We start from the raw sequence: 15,570 nt of genomic DNA, 5'->3' as shown, positions 1-15,570 counted from the left end.
GCACGCGCGCGTCGGGGCGCGGCTCAGGCGAACCGCTGGTTCGCCGCCCCCGTGCAGCTCCGCAGCACCAGGTCGGCCGTGGCCGAGGGCAGCGTCAGGCACAGCCCGGTGGCCGAGGCGGGCCGCAGCGTGCCGCTCTGCCGCACGAACCGCTGGTTGGCGTCCCCGTGGCAGTCCCACAGGACCAGCCGGGTCCCGGCCGTGACACTGCCGCCGCGGACGTCCAGGCAGCGGTCGTGGGAGAGCGCGGTGTGGACCGTCCCGCGCGTGCCGTCGTACCACCAGTCCTGGTTGCGCTGCCCGTGGCAGCCGTATCCGGTGACGGCGGTGTCGTTGCGGCTGGAGACGTTCGCGGCGTCCAGGCAGGTGCCGGTCGCCTCGTTGCGCAGCGGACGGAACTTGTCGTCCCAGGCCCCGTCGATCACCTGGACCCCGGCCGGGCCCGCCGGGTCGGCGCAACTGCCCTCACGGGAGGCCGAGTCGTAGAACTGCCGGAAGCACGCGGCGAAGGCCGTGTGGCCGCGGTGGTTCGGGTGGAAGGACTGGCGCACCGCGTTCTCGTCCGGCGGGAACGGGTTGGAGGCGACCGTCAGGCCGCGCACCCAGGTCTCCTCCATGCAGATCTCGTGGCCGTGGAAGAGCCGCGAGTTGTCCAGGTAGTACGCCCCGCTCGCCCGGGCCGCCTGCCGGATGCCGCGTTCGAACGAGGGGACCGCCTCGTTCCGCGCCCAGGCGAGGTCCTCGTCGGCCAGGGTGCAGCCCCCGGCCAGCTTCCCGGGGAAGTCGGGGTTGTCGCGGATGTCGGGGCCTCCCGGGCTGGGGTAGCCCATCAGGACCAGTTTGTAGGCGCTGTCGGCGTAGCCCGCGTCGCGCATCACGGTGCGCAGGTCGTTCACCGTCGAGGTCACCTTGGGCACCAGGCCGTCCACCCGGGCCTGCCAGCCGGCCCGGAGCTCGGGCGAGCAGGGCCCCTGGAGCAGCAGCCAGTCCAGCGTGCAGTCGGTGACCACCGGGCCGAACCGCAGGTCGTCGTTGGCGCCGACCACGACCACGATCATCTTGACCTTGGTGTTGCGCGCCTTGACGGCCAGGTTGTCGCTCTGCGGGAGTTCGTCGGCGTACTGCGCGGAGCCGCCGAGGCGCAGGTTGACGGTGCTCGCCCCGGAGCAGGACACGTTGTAGGTGACGTCGGCGGGGATGCCGGTGCGGTGGATCGCCGCGTCCTTGGAGCGGTGGCACCAGTTGTCCGGGCCGTCGGTGGGCGACTCGTAGTTGCCGACGCCCTCGCCGGAGATCTCGCTGTCGCCCAGCGAGATCAGTGAGGTCCTGCGCTGGTCGAGGGGGCGTTCGGCGGGGTCGCCGTAGAGGGTGACCGCCTCGGCCGCGCGGATCGCCTCGAGCGCGGACGGCAGCGGTGTGGAGGCAGCCGCGGCCGGAGCGGCGGAGGCTCCGGGCGCCGGCAGCCCCAGCAGGGCGGTGGCCGCCACCGCGAAGGCCGCCGCCGCACGGCCGACACCGCGCCGGGCGGCGAGTCTTGGGCGGTGGCCGCCACCGCTTCGTGTGCCGTGTCCGGTGCCGGGGCCGTTCCTGGGTGCTGTGCGGTGCACGACGCCTCCTGAATGGTCCGATGTCCCGTTCGGATGTCCCCTTGGGTGTGTACTGGCGGGTAGGGGCGGTTGGGAAGAGGACGAACCGGTCAACCGGTTGAAGGGGGAGGCGTGCGGCGGACCGGCCGGCGCCCCGGCCGGTGGAATCCCGGGTGAGGAAAGGGACGACGATGACGAGCGGGACCGAACGGGAAGCCGCGGCGGACGGGTTCGACGGGCCCGGCGCCGAGGGGCAGGCCGGGCAGTGGCGCGTCGAGCACGACTCCATGGGCGAGGTGCGGGTCCCCGCCACGGCCAGGTGGCGGGCGCAGACGCAGCGCGCGGTGGAGAACTTCCCCGTCTCGGGGCAGCGGCTGGAGCGCGCCCACATCGAGGCGCTGGCCCGGATCAAGGGCGCCGCCGCGAAGGTCAACGCCGAACTGGGCGTGCTGGACGGCACGGTGGCCGAGGCGATCCGCGCGGTGGCCGCCGAGGTCGCCGGGGGCGCGTGGGACGACCACTTCCCGGTGGACGTCTTCCAGACCGGCTCGGGGACCTCCTCCAACATGAACATGAACGAGGTGATCGCGTCCCTGGCGTCCGAGCGGCTCGGCCGGGACGTCCACCCCAACGACCATGTGAACGCCTCCCAGTCCTCGAACGACGTCTTCCCCTCCTCCCTCCACATCGCGGCCACGGCCGCGGTCACCCGGGACCTGATCCCCGCGCTGGAGCACCTGGCGGGCGCGCTGGAGCGCAAGGCGGAGGAGTTCGCCGACGCGGTGAAGGCCGGCCGGACCCACCTGATGGACGCCACCCCGGTGACCCTCGGGCAGGAGTTCGGCGGCTACGCGGCGCAGGTCCGGTACGGCGTGGAGCGGCTGCGCGCCTCGCTGCCGCGCCTGGCGGAGCTCCCGCTGGGCGGCACGGCGGTCGGCACCGGCATCAACATCCCGCCCGGCTTCTCGGCGGCGGTGATCGCCGAGATCGCCCGGGACACCGGGCTGCCGCTCACCGAGGCCCGCGACCACTTCGAGGCGCAGAGCGCCCGGGACGGCGTCGTGGAGACCAGCGGGCAGCTGCGGACCGTGGCGGTGAGCCTGACCAAGATCTGCAACGACCTGCGCTGGATGTCCTCGGGACCCCGCACCGGCCTCGCGGAGATCAGCCTGCCCGACCTCCAGCCCGGCTCGTCGATCATGCCGGGCAAGGTCAACCCCGTGGTGCCGGAGGCGGTCCTGATGGTGGCCGCGCAGGTGGTCGGCAACGACGCCACCGTCGCCTGGGCGGGCGCCGCGGGCAACTTCGAGCTGAACGTGATGCTGCCGGTGATCGCCAAGAACGTGCTGGAGTCGGTGCGGCTGCTCGCCAACGCCTCCCGGCTGCTGGCCGACCGGACGGTGGACGGGATCGTCGCGCACCGCGAACGCGCCCTGGAGTACGCCGAGTCCTCGCCGTCGGTGGTCACGCCGCTCAACCGGTACATCGGCTACGAGGAGGCGGCGAAGGTGGCCAAGCGGGCGCTCGCGGAGCGGCGCACCATCCGTCAGGTGGTGCTGGAGGGCGGTTACGTGGACCGCGGCGACCTCACGCTGGAGCAGCTGGACGAGGCCCTGGACGTGCTGCGGATGACCCGTCCCTGACCTCCCGGCGGCCCGGGGACGGTCCCGCCGGACGGCAGGGACCGTCCCCGGGCCGCCGGCACCGCCCCTCCGACGGCGCCGCAGGCACCGTCCCTGCGGCGCGTCCCGGGGTGCCGCTCCCCGGCGCGCCGCGTGAACGCGCGTGATCCGCACCGCAGCGGGCGGGCCGGGACGACGCCTAGGATCGGCCCATGACAGCAGACTGCGGAGCGGCACGGCGGGACGGGAGCGGGGCGACGGAGTACTGGTCCCCCGGCAGTCACATCCTGTGGCGGTACCGGGAGAACGCCGGGAGCGGCTTCCACATCTGCCGGCCCGTCACCGTGGTCCGTGACGACGCCGAACTGCTGGCGGTCTGGCTGGCCCCGGACACCGAGTGCGTCAGACCGGTGCTGGCCGACGGCACCCCGGTCCACCGGGAGCCGCTGGAGTCGCGCTACACCAAGCCCCGTGCCACCCGCCGCGCCCACTGGTTCGGCACCGGGGTGCTGAAGCTGGCGCAGCCCGGGCGTCCCTGGTCGGTGTGGTTGTTCTGGGAATCGGGCTGGCGGTTCAAGAACTGGTACGTCAACCTGGAGGAGCCGCTGGCCCGCTGGGCGGGCGGTGTGGACTCCGAGGACCACTTCCTGGACGTCGTCGTCGGCCCGGACCGCGCCTGGGCGTGGCAGGACGAGGACGAGTTCGCCGAGGCGCAGCGCGCCGGGCTGATGGACGCGGGCACCGCGGTGCGCGTCCGGGAGGCGGGGCGGCAGGCGGTGGAGGTGGTGCGCGCCTGGGGCTCGCCGTTCTGCGACGGGTGGGAGAACTGGCGGCCCGACCCGGCCTGGACGGTTCCGTCCTTGCCGGATGACTGGGACCGCACGCCCGCGCACGTCTCCTCGTGAGACCCTTGATGCATCGTGGGGGCCGAACCGTAGGATCGTCCTCCGGTACGCGCCCGGCGGGCAACGGCAAGTGTTTTCCCGGGGGTTGACGTCAGGTCAGGCCCAGGTGGCAGGGACGAGGGAGAAGGTTCGCGAGGGCGGCGCCGGTGAGGGCCGGCGAGCACGGGATTGGCCTTTGGCGGCCCCGGACGGATGGATTCGACAAGCGTGACGGAGCACTCCACACCCGACACCCCGGCCTCCGTGCGCCCCGGCGCAGGCCCGGCCCGGTCCACGGCGCCGCGCGACCGGCGCCAGGGCGCCGCCGACGCCCGGTCCGAGCACAGTCAGCCGGAGACGGGCGCCGACCCCGCCGACGCTCCGCGTCCACGCCCCGCACCCGACTCCATCCCCGCGCAGCCCAAGCCGTCCCGCCGCCGGTCCGCCAAGCAGGCCTCCGGCGGCAAGGGCAAGGGCGGCGGCCGGGGCAGCGGCCGCGGCGTCCCGCCGGTGAAGACCACGGCGGCGAAGGCGGCTCCGCCCGCGTCGTCCCCGTCCGGCGCGCCCGACCCGTCCGGCGGCCCGGGCGGCTCCGGCGCGCCCGCCGGGAAGGACCGCCGCAGCGGCCGCGCGGCCGGGCCGGGCTCGGGCCCGGTCCCCATGCGGCGTGACGGCGAGCGCCTGCGGTTCGTCGGCGCGGCCACGAGGCGCATCGCGCGCGGCATGGACCTCGACGAGATCGTGATGGGCCTGTGCCGGGCGACCGTGCCCGCCTTCGCCGACGCCATCCTGGTCCACCTGCGCGAGCCGCTGCCGGTGGGCGACGAGCGGCCCGCCGGTCCGGTGGTGCTGCGGCTGCGCCGCACCGACCGCATCCCGCCCGACCGGGTGTCCGGCGCCCCCGACCCGCTGCCCGCGCTTCCCGCGCTGGCCACCGGCGAGGCGCCGGACGCGGAGGTGCCGCCGGGCAGCCCGCTGGACGAGGTGCTGCGCGGGGTCCGCCCCGTGTTCGCCGACTCGCCGTCCGCCCGTGAGGCGCTGTCCGGGCTGCTCGGCGAGGGCGCCGACGCGGTGGCCACCGGCCAGCACGCCATCCTGGCCCCGCTGCGCGGCCGCCGCCGGGTGATCGGCGCGGCGGTGTTCCTGCGCGGCCCCGAGCGCATCCCGTTCGAGGGCGACGACCTGCTGGTCGCCGCCCAGCTGGCCACGCACAGCGCGCTGGGCATCGACAAGGCGGTGCTCTACGGCCGTGAGGCGTACATCGCCGACGAGCTCCAGCGCACCATGCTCCCGGAGACCCTGCCCCGCCCGACCGGGGTGCGCCTGGCCTCCCGCTACCTGCCGGCCGCCCAGACCGCCCGGGTGGGCGGCGACTGGTACGACGCGATCCCGCTGCCCGGCAGCCGGGTCGCCCTGGTGGTCGGCGACGTGATGGGCCACTCGATGACCTCCGCGGCGATCATGGGCCAGCTGCGGACCACGGCGCAGACCCTGGCCGGGCTCGACCTGCCGCCGCAGGAGGTCCTGCACCACCTGGACGAGCAGGCGCAGCGGCTGGGCACCGACCGGATGGCGACCTGCCTGTACACGGTCTACGACCCGGTCGCGCACCGCATCACCATCGCCAACGCCGGCCACCCGCCGCCGGTCCTGCTGCACATGGACGGCCGGGCCGAGGTGCTGGAGGTGCCGGCCGGTGCGCCGATCGGCGTGGGCGGGGTCGACTTCGAGGCCGTCGAGCTGGACGCCCCGGCCGGGGCGACGCTGCTGCTGTACACCGACGGCCTGGTCGAGTCGCGGCTGCGCGACGTGTGGACCGGCATAGAGCAGCTGCGGGACAAGCTGGAGGCCACCGCCCGGCTCACCGGCCAGGACCACGCACCGCCGCTGGAGGCGCTGTGCGACGAGGTGCTGGACATGCTGGGTCCCGGGGACCGCGACGACGACATCGCGCTGCTCGCCGCGCGGTTCGAGGGGATCGCTCCCAGCGACGTGGCGTCCTGGGAGCTGTACCCGGAGAACGCGGCGCCGGGCCAGGCGCGGCGGCTGGCCCGGACGGCCCTGGAGAACTGGGGGCTGGAGGCGCTGACCGACTCGGTCCAGCTGCTCGTCAGCGAGGTGGTGACCAACGCCGTCCGGTACTCGAACCGGCCGATCACGCTGCGGCTGCTGCGCACCGACGTGCTGCGCTGCGAGGTGGTCGACGACGTCCCGCAGCTGCCGCGGCTGCGGCAGGCGCGGGCCACCGACGAGGGCGGCCGCGGCCTGTACCTGGTGAGTCGGCTGGCCCGCCGGTGGGGCGCCACCCGGCTGTCCGCGGGCAAGGCGGTCTGGTTCGAGCTCAACCACCCCTGACCGGCTCAACCACCCCTGACCGGCTCGGCCGCCCTGACGGGACGGCTGCGCGGCACGACGAGAAGGGCCCCGCCGCTGTCCGCGGCGGGGCCCTTCTCGTCGTGCCGGAGCTTGTGGAGCACTACCTCAGGAACCCGAGGTCGCCCTCCGCGGCCGGGCCCTCCGCGTCGTCCGTCGGACGGCCCGGGCGCGGATCGGCCGTCGTCTCGTCGTCGGTCGGCCGGCCCGGCTCGGAGGGCTGCTCCGTGGTGGGCGTCTCGGTCGGCGTCTCGGTGACCGTCTCGCTCGGGGTCGGGGACGGGGTCTCGGTCGGCGTCTCGCTCGGGGTGGGCGAGGGCGTCGCGGTCGGCGTGGGGGCGACCGCCGCGCCCTGGTCGGTCCGCAGGTCGAACCGCGCGGAGCCGTCGGTCACGCCGAAGGTGTAGTCGGCCCAGATCTGCGCCGGGTAGCCGCCGCCGTTGATCCGTCCCTTGCCGGGGATGAGTCCGGTGGCCCCGCTGAGCGACGTGTGCTCGTTGGTCTTCGGGTCCTCGCCGAACAGGCCGACCGAGGTGACCAGGTCCGGGGTGTAGCCGACGAACCAGGCCGACCGGTTGCCGTCGGAGGTGCCCGTCTTGCCCGCCACCTGCTGGCCGGCGCGTGCCGGGTTGTCGCGCACCGAGGTGCGGGCGGTGCCGTCGTCGACCACGCCGGTCAGGACCGAGGTGACGGTGTCGGCGGTGTTGCGGGTGAGGACCCGCTCACCGACGGCGTCGGGCATCTCCACCGTGGTGCCGCCCTGCTCCGCCTTCTTGACCAGGGTCGGGGTGACCTCCAGGCCGTGGCGGGCGAGCGTCGCGTAGGCCCCGGCCATCTCCAGCGGGCTCGCGCCCATGGAGCCCAGCGTGTATGCGGGCAGCGGCTTGAGCTTCTCGGTGTTCATGCCCACCCGGCCGGCGGTCTCCAGCACCTCTTCCATGCCGACGTCCACGCCCATCTGGGCGAACACGGAGTTGACCGACTTGTTCATCGCGGTCTGCACGGGGATGTCGCCGTAGTTCACGCCGTCCTCGTTCGGCGGCGCGAAGGCGATGTTGCTGCCGACGACAGGTCGCTTGCTGGTGCCGTCGTAGATCGTGTTCGCGGTGATCTGCCGGGCGTCCTGGGTGGTCGCGCCCCGCTCCAGCGCCGCCGCGAAGATCATCGGCTTGAAGGTCGACGCGGGCTGGTAGTCGGTGCGGGTGGCGTTGCTGAAGTAGTGCTCCAGGTAGTCCTGGCCGCCGTAGAGCGCCACGATCCGTCCGGTCTTCGGGTCCACGGAGACCGCGCCGGCCTGGACGGCGGCGTCGACCTTGCGCTCCTTGGGGTCCAGCTTGCCGGTGAGCTGCCGCTTGACGGCCTTCTCCAGCGCCTGCTGCTTCTTCGGATCGACGTTGAGCGTGACGTCCCAGCCCTGGCCCTCGACCTTGGCCTCGGCCTCGGCGGCGGAGATGCCCTCGGTCTCCATCAGTTGCCGCTGGAGCTCCTTGTTGGCCAGCTGCACCAGGTAGCCGGACTGGCCCTGGAGGCCGGCCGCGGGGCGCGGCTCCTTGGGCACCGGGAACTTCATGCCCGCGCGGTCGGAGGCGCCGAGCCACTTCATCTCGACCATGTTGTCGAGCGTGTAGTTCCAGCGGTCCTCGGCGAGCCGCTTGCCGGTCTTGGAGGCGATCGCCCAGTCGTACTGGTTGGGCGCCTGCAGCAGCGCGGCCAGGTAGGCGCCCTGCCGGACAGTGAGGTCCTTGGCGTCGACGCGGTAGTAGGCCTGGGCGGCGGCCTGGATGCCGTAGGCGCCGCGGCCGTAGTAGCTGGTGTTGAGGTACCCGGCGAGGATCTCGTCCTTGGTCATCTGCCGGTCCACCTTCAGCGCGATGACGACCTCCCGCATCTTGCGGGTGACGGTCTGGTCCTGCGTGAGGTAGTAGTTCTTCACGTACTGCTGGGTGATCGTCGAGCCGCCCTGCTTGCCCTTGCCCTGCGCGGTGTTCAGCAGGCCGCGGAGGGTGCCCTTGATGTCGACGCCGGGGTCCTTGTAGAAGGTCTTGTTCTCGGCGGCGACGAAGGCGTGCTGGACCGGCTCGGGCACCACGTCGATGTCGACGACGTCCCGGTTGACCTCGCCGCGCTGGGCGAGGACCTTGCCGTTGCTGTAGCGGTAGACGTTGCTCTGGCTCTCCGCCAGGGCGTTGCCCTCGTCCGGGACGTCCACCAGCAGGTACAGGGCTATCAGGGAGCCGATGCCGAGCAGGCAGACGCCGAGGAACGTGCCGAGCAGCTTCCGCCAGGTGAAGAACCTGCGTATGCCCCGTGGTCGGCGCGCACGTCGTAGATCAGCTCGCCCCATGGTCCTCTTTCGCCCCGCTTCGCGTCGTTCGTCGTCCTGGCCCCGGCGGTCGCCGGTGGCACGGCCAGTCCCGAAAGGTACCCCGCACCCCATGACAAAGGGGTGTCGATCCGGTCTTTTGGGGACGTGAGAATCAGCACCCGAATCTTTCAACTTCCACCGTTTCTGACGTCCCACGCGGCCGAACGGTTGCCCGGGACGGTCCGGGGAGGGTTTCGTCACGCGCAAAAAGTGATATCACTTAGATAGAACATCAATCGTCGCCGCTCGGCGACGCACACACGAAACGGGGGCTCCCATGTCCGATTCCGCCGGTCCCGGCACTCCTCCTCCCGCCCCGTCGCCGCTCGGCGCGGTCGACGTACCCGAGATGCCCCGGCCCAGCGTCCGGGAGTTCCCGGCCCGCTCCCTCGGCGGCGGCCTGGCGCTGCTGCTGGGCCTGCTCGGCGTGCTGGTCGCGGTCGGCCTGGGCTACCTGGGCGCCGAGAACGCCTCCGGCGGCGCCCAGGCCGCGCTGATCGTGGTCGCGCTGCTGCTGGCCCTGCTCTCGCTGGCCGCGATGGCCGGACTGAACATGGTCGCCCCCGGCGAGGCGCGGGTCGTCCAGCTCTTCGGCCGCTACCGCGGCACGGTCCGTGAGGACGGCCTGCGCTGGGTGAACCCGCTCACCACCCGCTCCCGGATCTCCACCCGGGTGCGCAACCACGAGACCGCCGTCCTCAAGGTCAACGACGCCTACGGCAACCCGATCGAGCTCGCCGCCGTGGTCGTCTGGCGGGTCGAGGACACCGCGCAGGCCCGGTTCGAGGTGGACGACTTCCTGGAGTTCGTCTCCACGCAGACCGAGGCCGCCGTCCGGCACATCGCGATCGAGTACCCCTACGACGCGCACGGCGAGAGCGAGCTCTCGCTGCGCGGCAACGCCGAGGAGATCACCGAGAAGCTGGCCCTGGAGCTGCACGCGCGGGTCGAGGCGGCGGGCGTCCAGATCATCGAGTCCCGCTTCACGCACCTCGCCTACGCGCCGGAGATCGCCTCCGCGATGCTCCAGCGGCAGCAGGCCGGCGCGGTGGTCGCGGCCCGGCGGCAGATCGTCGACGGCGCGGTCGGCATGGTCGAGTCGGCGCTCGCCCGGATCGCCGAGCAGGACATCGTGGAGCTCGACGAGGAGCGCAAGGCCGCGATGGTCTCCAACCTGATGGTCGTCCTGTGCGGCCACGGCTCCGTGCAGCCGGTGCTCAACACGGGGACCCTGTACCAGTGAGCGAAGGCGACGACGAACGTCCGCCGGAGCCGCCCGGAGCCGCCCCCGAGGAGTCCGGCTCCGAGGAGTCCGGCTCCGAGGAGTCCGGCTCCGGGGAGTCCGGCTCCGGGGACCGGCCACCGGCACGGCGCCGGCGGACCGCCGAGCGCAAGCAGGTCCTGCTGCGGCTCGACCCGCTGGTGCACGACGCGCTGGCGCGGTGGGCGGGCGAGGAACTGCGGTCCGCCAACGCGCAGATCGAGTTCCTGCTGCGCCGCGCGCTGGCGGAGGCGGGCCGGCTGCCGAAGGGCGCCGGGCCGATGCCCCGGCGGGGGCGGCCGCGCGGGGAGTGACCGCGGCCGCCGCCCTCCGGGGCGGCGGTCAGAGGCCGTGCTCGCGCACGACGCGGCGGGTCTGGGCGAAGAGCATGCCGACGTTGACCGCCTTGCGGCAGACGACGACGGCGACCACGTCCTGCTGCTCGGTCATCCTCACGAACAGGTGGGTGAGGTTGTCGCTGTTGACCAGGATCTCCTGGAAGAAGTGGTTGTCGCTCTGGACCCCGCGGCGCTCCTTGAAGATGTCCTCGATCATCACCACGGTGCGGCCCTGGAAGAGGTCCAGGGTGGCGCCGGCCAGCAGGTCCAGCACCTCCGGCGGGTGGTTGTCGATGGTCTCGTAGGCCAGCAACATGCCGGTCGCCATGTCGACGACGCCGGACGCGACGCATTCGGGTGCCTCGTTGCGCAGGGTCTTGACCAGGCCCATCACCTGGTCCGAGAAGCCTGCCGTCGTTCTGGTGGTCATGCTCTTCCGTCACATCCTCGCGCTGGTGGAATGGCTGGTACGGGTGGTGCCGGTGAGGATCGACTCGATCCTGTCGAGGGCGGGCAGCACCGCCGCGTTCAGGCGGTCGACGTCCACCCCCTCGTCCCCGAGCACGACCATCAGGGCCGTGTCCCCCACGGCGTAGAAGGCCGCGCAGCCGTGGCTGCCGTAGGTCACCGTGCGGCGGAGCACGCCGCGGTCGGTGGCGTCGGTGGTGCGGCGGGCGAGGCCGAGGCCCGCGGCCGCTAGGGCGGCGAGGCCCTCCGGCTCGATCGACGCGGCGGTGTCCGCCGCGATCAGCAGCCCGTCGGCGGCGGCCACCGCCGTGTCGGTGATGCCGGTCACCTGCCGACGCAGGTCCTGCATCTCCCTGGCCAACGCCTCGTGGTCCATGCCCGCTCCCCTTGTCCCCGTTGCCGGTGGTCGTCGTCTCGCGTCTCGTCATCGCGGGGGTTCGTCACCCATGCGGAAGAACCCTTTCCAGCCCGTCCCGCGGCCGCCGCGGCCCAGGGCCTCGGTGATCCCGCTGGCCCCGGGCCTGCGCCGCGGCAGCCCCTGGGACGGGGCCGCGGGGTCCGCCCGGGCGCGCACCCCCGACGGCTCGGTGACCGGCGCCAGCGTCACCACGCCCTCCCACCCGGGCCCGCCGCCGTCCCCGTCGCCCTCCTCCGGGGTCCCGTCGCCGCCGCCCACCGGTCCCGGGGCCCACGGTGGTCCGGCCGTGCCCTCGCCGCCGGGGCCGGGCGGCTTCGCGTCACCCGTCGCACCGGCGGCCGTGGGGGACCCGCCGGGGCCCGGGTCCGGAGCCGCGACCGGGACAACGCCCACGGACGGAACCGGGGCGACGTCCGCGGGCGGGACCGGGGCGACACCCGCGGGCGGCAGCTGGACGCGGGGCAGGACCCCCAGGCCGGGGAGGGGCCCGACGCGGACCGGGGCCGGGCCGCCGGGACAGTGCAGGAGGCGCTCCTCGAGGAGCCGGGCCACCTCCACGGTGACGACGAAGACCCCGCGGCCCAGCCGGAAGGCCAGGTCCCGCGCGGTGCTGCGGCCGTCGGCGGCGGCCAGGACCTCACGACGCAGCGGGGTGAGGAGCCTCTCGCGCAGGGCCGCCTCGGCCCCGGCCGTCACCGCCGGGGTCTCGCGTTCGGGGCGGACCGGACAGGCCATGCCGTCCAGGGCGGTCAGCTTGCGCACCGCCTCCTGGAGCAGCCGGCCTGCCGTCTCCCCCACCCCCACCGGAGCCACCGGCTCCGCCGCGCCCTCCCCACGGGCGTACCGCTCGCACTCCTCCACCCGCCCCGCCACCATCGCGAACGCCGCGTCCTGCAGCGCCAGCATGCAGACCACCCGCAGCTGGGCCGCCCCCACGCATCCGTCCGCGACGAGCTCGTCCTCCGGCCAGCGCCGTCCGCCGGAGCTGCGCACCAGCTCCGTCCAGCGCTCGCCGGTGACCCGGCCGGACCGCAGCAGCAGCGCCTCCGGGCCGGGCGCGCCGGGGCTCTCCACCCCGACGACCAGTCCGCCGCGCAGATGGAAGCTGCCGCCGGGTCTGCCCTGCACGCGCAGCTCCCCGGTGAACTCCTCGCGTCCGCACCCCGCGAGGGACCGGGAGAGCCGCTCGTAGCCGGCCCGGTCGAGCGATCCGCGCGCACCGCCTTCCAGGACCCCGCCCATCACCCCGTCCAGAACGCCCGTCATCACACCCCCGACCCGATACGCCGTCGCACATCTGCCTGACACGTCGCCCTGAGGGGGCAATGTCTACAGCCGCCCGGCGCATACCGGCCGCATGCGACCGAAGCTGTCGTCAGGTGACGCGAGATGACCGCTCGCGCCAGTCGAGACCCGTCATGCTTCGCTCATCCGACCGATCGGGGACCGGAATCTTCACACCGCCCCCACGGCACACCGACGCCCCAAAATCCGCGAGTTGGCCTATTTCCTGAAACGCCCCCGTCTGTGCCACGATCACGGGGAACGTCCACCCCCGCGCAAGGGAGAGTCCGTGCTCACTGTCGGTGACAAGTTCCCTGAATTCGAACTCACCGCCTGCGTCTCGCTGGAGAAGGGCAGGGAGTTCCAGCGGATCGACCACAAGACCTACGAGGGTCAGTGGAAGGTCGTCTTCTCCTACCCGAAGGACTTCACCTTCGTCTGCCCGACCGAGATCGCCGCCTTCGCCCGGCTGAACGAGGAGTTCACCGACCGCGACGCCGTGGTGCTCGGCTTCTCCGGCGACTCGGAGTTCGTCCACCACGCCTGGCGCAAGGACCACCCCGACCTGCGTGAACTGCCCTTCCCGCTGCTCGCGGACCCCCGGCACGAGCTGATGCGGGCGCTCGGCATCGAGGACGAGGACGGGTACGCGCAGCGGGCGGTCTTCGTCGTCGACCCCAACAACGACATCCAGTTCACGATGGTGACCGCCGGCTCCGTGGGCCGGAATCCGCAGGAGGTGCTCCGCGTGCTGGACGCCCTCCAGACCGACGAGCTCTGCCCCTGCAACTGGAACAAGGGCGAGGCCACCCTGGACGCGGCCACCCTGCTGGCGGGTGAGTGACCGATGGCGCTCGCGGAACTGAAGTCGGCCATACCGGACTACGCCAAGGACCTGCGGCTCAACCTGGGCACGGTGATCGGCAACTCCCTGCTGCCCGCCCAGGCGTTGTGGGGGACGGTGCTGGCCTGCGCCATCGCCTCGCGCTCACCGCTCGTGCTGCGCGAACTCGAGCCGGAGGCGCGGGAGAACCTGAAGCCGGAGGCCTACCGGGCGGCGAAGACGGCCGCGGCCATCATGGCCATGAACAACGTCTTCTACCGCACCCGGCACCTGCTCTCCGACCCGGAGTACGGCTCGCTGCGCGCCGGGCTGCGGATGAACGTCCTGGGCGACCCCGGCGTGGACCGGGCGGACTTCGAGCTGTGGGCGTTCGCGGTGTCCGCGGTGAACGCCTGCGGCGCGTGCCTGGACGCGCACGAGCACAAGCTCCGCGAGGCGGGGGTCTCCCGCGAGGTGGTGCAGGAGGCGACCAAGATCGCGGCGGTCCTCCAGGCGGTGGCCGTCACCCTCGAGGCCGAGGCCGTGATGTCGTCCTCCTGACGCGTCCCCCGCGCGCGGAGGGGCGGGCGCCACACGGCGCCCGCCCCTCACTCGTTCGGAATCCTCAGCGGTCCCCGCCAGGAGACCGTCAGGTCCTTCCGCCGCCCGCCGTCCCGGTCAGGGAGCCACCGTCGACCCGGCGGACGGTCCGCTCGCCCGGTGGGCGTGCCGGTGCAGGTACGAGACGACCGTGTTCAGCACGGCGACCAGCGGGACGGCCACCACCGCGCCGCCGATGCCGGCGATCATGCCGCCGGCGGACACGGAGAGCACCACGGCCAGCGGATGCACCCGCACCGCGCGGCCGAGGATGAACGGCTGAAGGATGTGGCCCTCGATCTGCTGGACCGCCAGCACCACCAGCAGCGTCATCACCGCGACGAACACACCCTGGGTGACCAGCGCGACCAGCACCGCCAGCGCCCCGGAGACGAAGGCGCCGACCAGCGGGATGAAGGCGAAGAGGAAGATGACGACGGCCAGCGGCACCGCCATCGGCACGTCGAGGAAGTAGATGCCCAGGCCGATGAAGACGGCGTCGATCAGCGCCACCACCACCGTGCCCCGCACGTAGGCGGTGAGCGTCCGCCAGGCCATCGGGCCGGCGCCCGCGACGCCCGAACGGGCCGCCGCCGGGACCAGCTTCAGCGTCCAGCCCCAGATCTTCTTGCCGTCGTGCAGCAGGAACAGCGTGCAGAAGATCATCAGCAGCAGCATGGTGAGCGCCTCGACGACCACCGTGACGCCCTCGAGCCCGGCCGAGGTGAGGGACTCGGTGTTGGAGCCGACCGCCTCGCGGAGGTTCTCCGCGATGCCGTTGATCTGGTCCTCCGTCACGTGGAACGGGGAGTTGAGCAGCCACCGCCGCAGGTCGTCGATGCCGCCCTGGACCTGCTCGGAGAGGTTGTCGGCGTTCTCCATGATCTGCCAGGTGACGAACCAGCCCATCAGGCCCAGCACCGCGAAGCCGAACACGGCGGTGAGCGCGGTGGCTGCGCCGCGCGGCAGCCCGTGGCGTATCAGGCGGGCGGCGAGCGGCTGGAGCAGTGCGGTGACCAGCAGGGCGCCGGCGAAGGAGAGCACGATCAGCCGGACGGAGCTGATCACCCGCATCAGCACCCAGACGGTGCCGGCCAGGACGAGCAGCCGCCAGCCGGCCTCGGCGGCCACGCGCAGGCCCCACGGCACCACCTGGGCCGGGTCGGGCCGCACCACGACCTGCTGCACGACGATCGGCTCGTGCTCGGACTCGTTGCCCTCGTCGCGGCGGACCTCGGCCCGCCGCTCCTCCCACCGCTTGCCCGCGGCGTTGAGTCCGGCGCCGAGCCGGCCCGCCCAGTCAGGAAGTCGCGCCATGGTCGTCCTCTGCCCCCGTCTCTCCCCGTCACTCCGGGCGTGTCAGCTTGATGTGGACGACCGTACATGGCCGCAGCCCCCCACCGTCGGACGGTGAAGGGCTGCCACACGAACGCGCGGTGACCCGGGAGCGAAGCCCCCGGGCCCGCACGTGGCCCGCCTCGACCTCACCGAGGACGGCACCGGCATCCAGCACATGGACATGGACACCGCGAGCCCGGACGGATCCAC

The 15,570-nt window shown here is 73.2% G+C and carries 13 protein-coding genes; 7 read left to right on the top strand and 6 right to left on the bottom strand.

Features of this window, described 5'->3' with window-relative positions; translation table 11 throughout:
• Positions 1 to 23: 23 nt before the first annotated feature.
• Complete coding sequence (locus tag ABT026_RS14655) at positions 24 to 1,487, bottom strand: ricin-type beta-trefoil lectin domain protein (RefSeq protein ID WP_351114693.1); 1,464 nt, start codon at positions 1,485 to 1,487, stop codon at positions 24 to 26.
• 290 nt (positions 1,488 to 1,777) lie between these two features.
• Between ABT026_RS14655 and ABT026_RS14650 the strand changes: the two genes are divergently transcribed.
• The 3 genes from ABT026_RS14650 to ABT026_RS14640 all read left to right on the top strand — a co-directional run bounded on the left by ABT026_RS14650 (position 1,778) and on the right by ABT026_RS14640 (position 6,447).
• A complete protein-coding gene (locus ABT026_RS14650) occupies positions 1,778 to 3,229 on the top strand; it encodes a class II fumarate hydratase (protein ID WP_351114692.1) in 1,452 nt (483 codons plus the stop codon).
• A gap of 191 nt (positions 3,230 to 3,420) precedes the next feature.
• On the top strand, positions 3,421 to 4,113 hold the full coding sequence (fomD, locus tag ABT026_RS14645) for a cytidylyl-2-hydroxypropylphosphonate hydrolase (RefSeq protein WP_351114690.1): 693 nt from the start codon (positions 3,421 to 3,423) through the stop codon (positions 4,111 to 4,113).
• 192 nt (positions 4,114 to 4,305) lie between these two features.
• Positions 4,306 to 6,447 carry an ATP-binding SpoIIE family protein phosphatase gene (locus tag ABT026_RS14640; RefSeq protein ID WP_351114688.1) on the top strand — a complete coding sequence of 714 codons (2,142 nt, stop codon included), beginning with the start codon at positions 4,306 to 4,308 and terminating at the stop codon, positions 6,445 to 6,447.
• A gap of 121 nt (positions 6,448 to 6,568) precedes the next feature.
• On the opposite strand, the gene ABT026_RS14635 is transcribed toward ABT026_RS14640, so the two are convergent.
• The gene (locus ABT026_RS14635; RefSeq protein ID WP_351114687.1) at positions 6,569 to 8,809 is read right to left on the bottom strand and encodes a transglycosylase domain-containing protein; all 2,241 of its coding nucleotides are present in this window, start codon (positions 8,807 to 8,809) and stop codon (positions 6,569 to 6,571) included.
• Positions 8,810 to 9,107: 298 nt separating this feature from the next.
• On the opposite strand from ABT026_RS14635, the gene ABT026_RS14630 reads away from it, so the two are divergent.
• Both ABT026_RS14630 and ABT026_RS14625 read left to right on the top strand, forming a co-directional pair.
• Positions 9,108 to 10,073, top strand: coding sequence for an SPFH domain-containing protein (locus tag ABT026_RS14630; protein WP_351114686.1), 966 nt, complete (start codon positions 9,108 to 9,110; stop codon positions 10,071 to 10,073).
• Positions 10,070 to 10,405, top strand: a complete 336-nt coding sequence (locus tag ABT026_RS14625) for a type II toxin-antitoxin system antitoxin (protein ID WP_351114685.1) — start codon at positions 10,070 to 10,072, stop codon at positions 10,403 to 10,405. Before ABT026_RS14630 ends, ABT026_RS14625 begins: the two co-directional genes overlap by 4 nt.
• Before the next feature lie 28 nt (positions 10,406 to 10,433).
• Here the strand turns inward: ABT026_RS14625 and ABT026_RS14620 are convergent, their stop codons facing one another.
• Genes ABT026_RS14620 through ABT026_RS14610 form a run of 3 tightly spaced genes read right to left on the bottom strand, consistent with a single transcriptional unit; the run spans position 10,434 to position 12,581 of the window.
• The gene (locus tag ABT026_RS14620) at positions 10,434 to 10,859 is read right to left on the bottom strand and encodes a hypothetical protein (protein WP_502967976.1); all 426 of its coding nucleotides are present in this window, start codon (positions 10,857 to 10,859) and stop codon (positions 10,434 to 10,436) included.
• Between the two features lie 9 nt (positions 10,860 to 10,868).
• Positions 10,869 to 11,273, bottom strand: coding sequence for a roadblock/LC7 domain-containing protein (locus ABT026_RS14615; RefSeq protein WP_351114684.1), 405 nt, complete (start codon positions 11,271 to 11,273; stop codon positions 10,869 to 10,871).
• 48 nt (positions 11,274 to 11,321) lie between these two features.
• Entirely contained in the window at positions 11,322 to 12,581 is a 1,260-nt protein-coding gene (locus tag ABT026_RS14610; RefSeq protein WP_351114683.1) for a hypothetical protein, read from the bottom strand.
• A 307-nt stretch (positions 12,582 to 12,888) separates the two neighbouring features.
• On the opposite strand from ABT026_RS14610, the gene ABT026_RS14605 reads away from it, so the two are divergent.
• Together ABT026_RS14605 and ahpD are read left to right on the top strand one after the other, a co-directional pair.
• A complete protein-coding gene (locus ABT026_RS14605; RefSeq protein ID WP_351114682.1) occupies positions 12,889 to 13,443 on the top strand; it encodes a peroxiredoxin in 555 nt (184 codons plus the stop codon).
• Positions 13,444 to 13,446: 3 nt separating this feature from the next.
• A complete protein-coding gene (gene ahpD / locus ABT026_RS14600; RefSeq protein WP_351114681.1) occupies positions 13,447 to 13,983 on the top strand; it encodes an alkylhydroperoxidase, AhpD family in 537 nt (178 codons plus the stop codon).
• Between the two features lie 117 nt (positions 13,984 to 14,100).
• Here ahpD and ABT026_RS14595 read toward each other — a convergent pair whose 3' ends face one another.
• Positions 14,101 to 15,339, bottom strand: a complete 1,239-nt coding sequence (locus tag ABT026_RS14595) for an AI-2E family transporter (RefSeq protein WP_351114678.1) — start codon at positions 15,337 to 15,339, stop codon at positions 14,101 to 14,103.
• Positions 15,340 to 15,570 lie beyond the last annotated feature (231 nt).

It is taken from the genome of Streptomyces sp. NPDC002734 (assembly GCF_040295685.1).
GTDB lineage: Bacteria > Actinomycetota > Actinomycetes > Streptomycetales > Streptomycetaceae > Streptomyces.
Note: the sequence above shows the minus strand (reverse complement) of the source record. Positions and strands in the feature narration are given on the sequence as shown.

Coding starts and splice junctions, on each gene's coding strand:
- ABT026_RS14650 (WP_351114692.1), top strand. CDS start 1,778: ATGACGAGCGGGACCGAACGGGAAGCCGCGGCGGACGGGTTCGACGGG.
- fomD (WP_351114690.1), top strand. CDS start 3,421: ATGACAGCAGACTGCGGAGCGGCACGGCGGGACGGGAGCGGGGCGACG.
- ABT026_RS14640 (WP_351114688.1), top strand. CDS start 4,306: ATGGATTCGACAAGCGTGACGGAGCACTCCACACCCGACACCCCGGCC.
- ABT026_RS14635 (WP_351114687.1), bottom strand. CDS start 8,809: ATGGGGCGAGCTGATCTACGACGTGCGCGCCGACCACGGGGCATACGC.
- ABT026_RS14630 (WP_351114686.1), top strand. CDS start 9,108: ATGTCCGATTCCGCCGGTCCCGGCACTCCTCCTCCCGCCCCGTCGCCG.
- ABT026_RS14620 (WP_502967976.1), bottom strand. CDS start 10,859: ATGACCACCAGAACGACGGCAGGCTTCTCGGACCAGGTGATGGGCCTG.
- ABT026_RS14615 (WP_351114684.1), bottom strand. CDS start 11,273: ATGGACCACGAGGCGTTGGCCAGGGAGATGCAGGACCTGCGTCGGCAG.
- ABT026_RS14610 (WP_351114683.1), bottom strand. CDS start 12,581: ATGACGGGCGTTCTGGACGGGGTGATGGGCGGGGTCCTGGAAGGCGGT.
- ahpD (WP_351114681.1), top strand. CDS start 13,447: ATGGCGCTCGCGGAACTGAAGTCGGCCATACCGGACTACGCCAAGGAC.
- ABT026_RS14595 (WP_351114678.1), bottom strand. CDS start 15,339: ATGGCGCGACTTCCTGACTGGGCGGGCCGGCTCGGCGCCGGACTCAAC.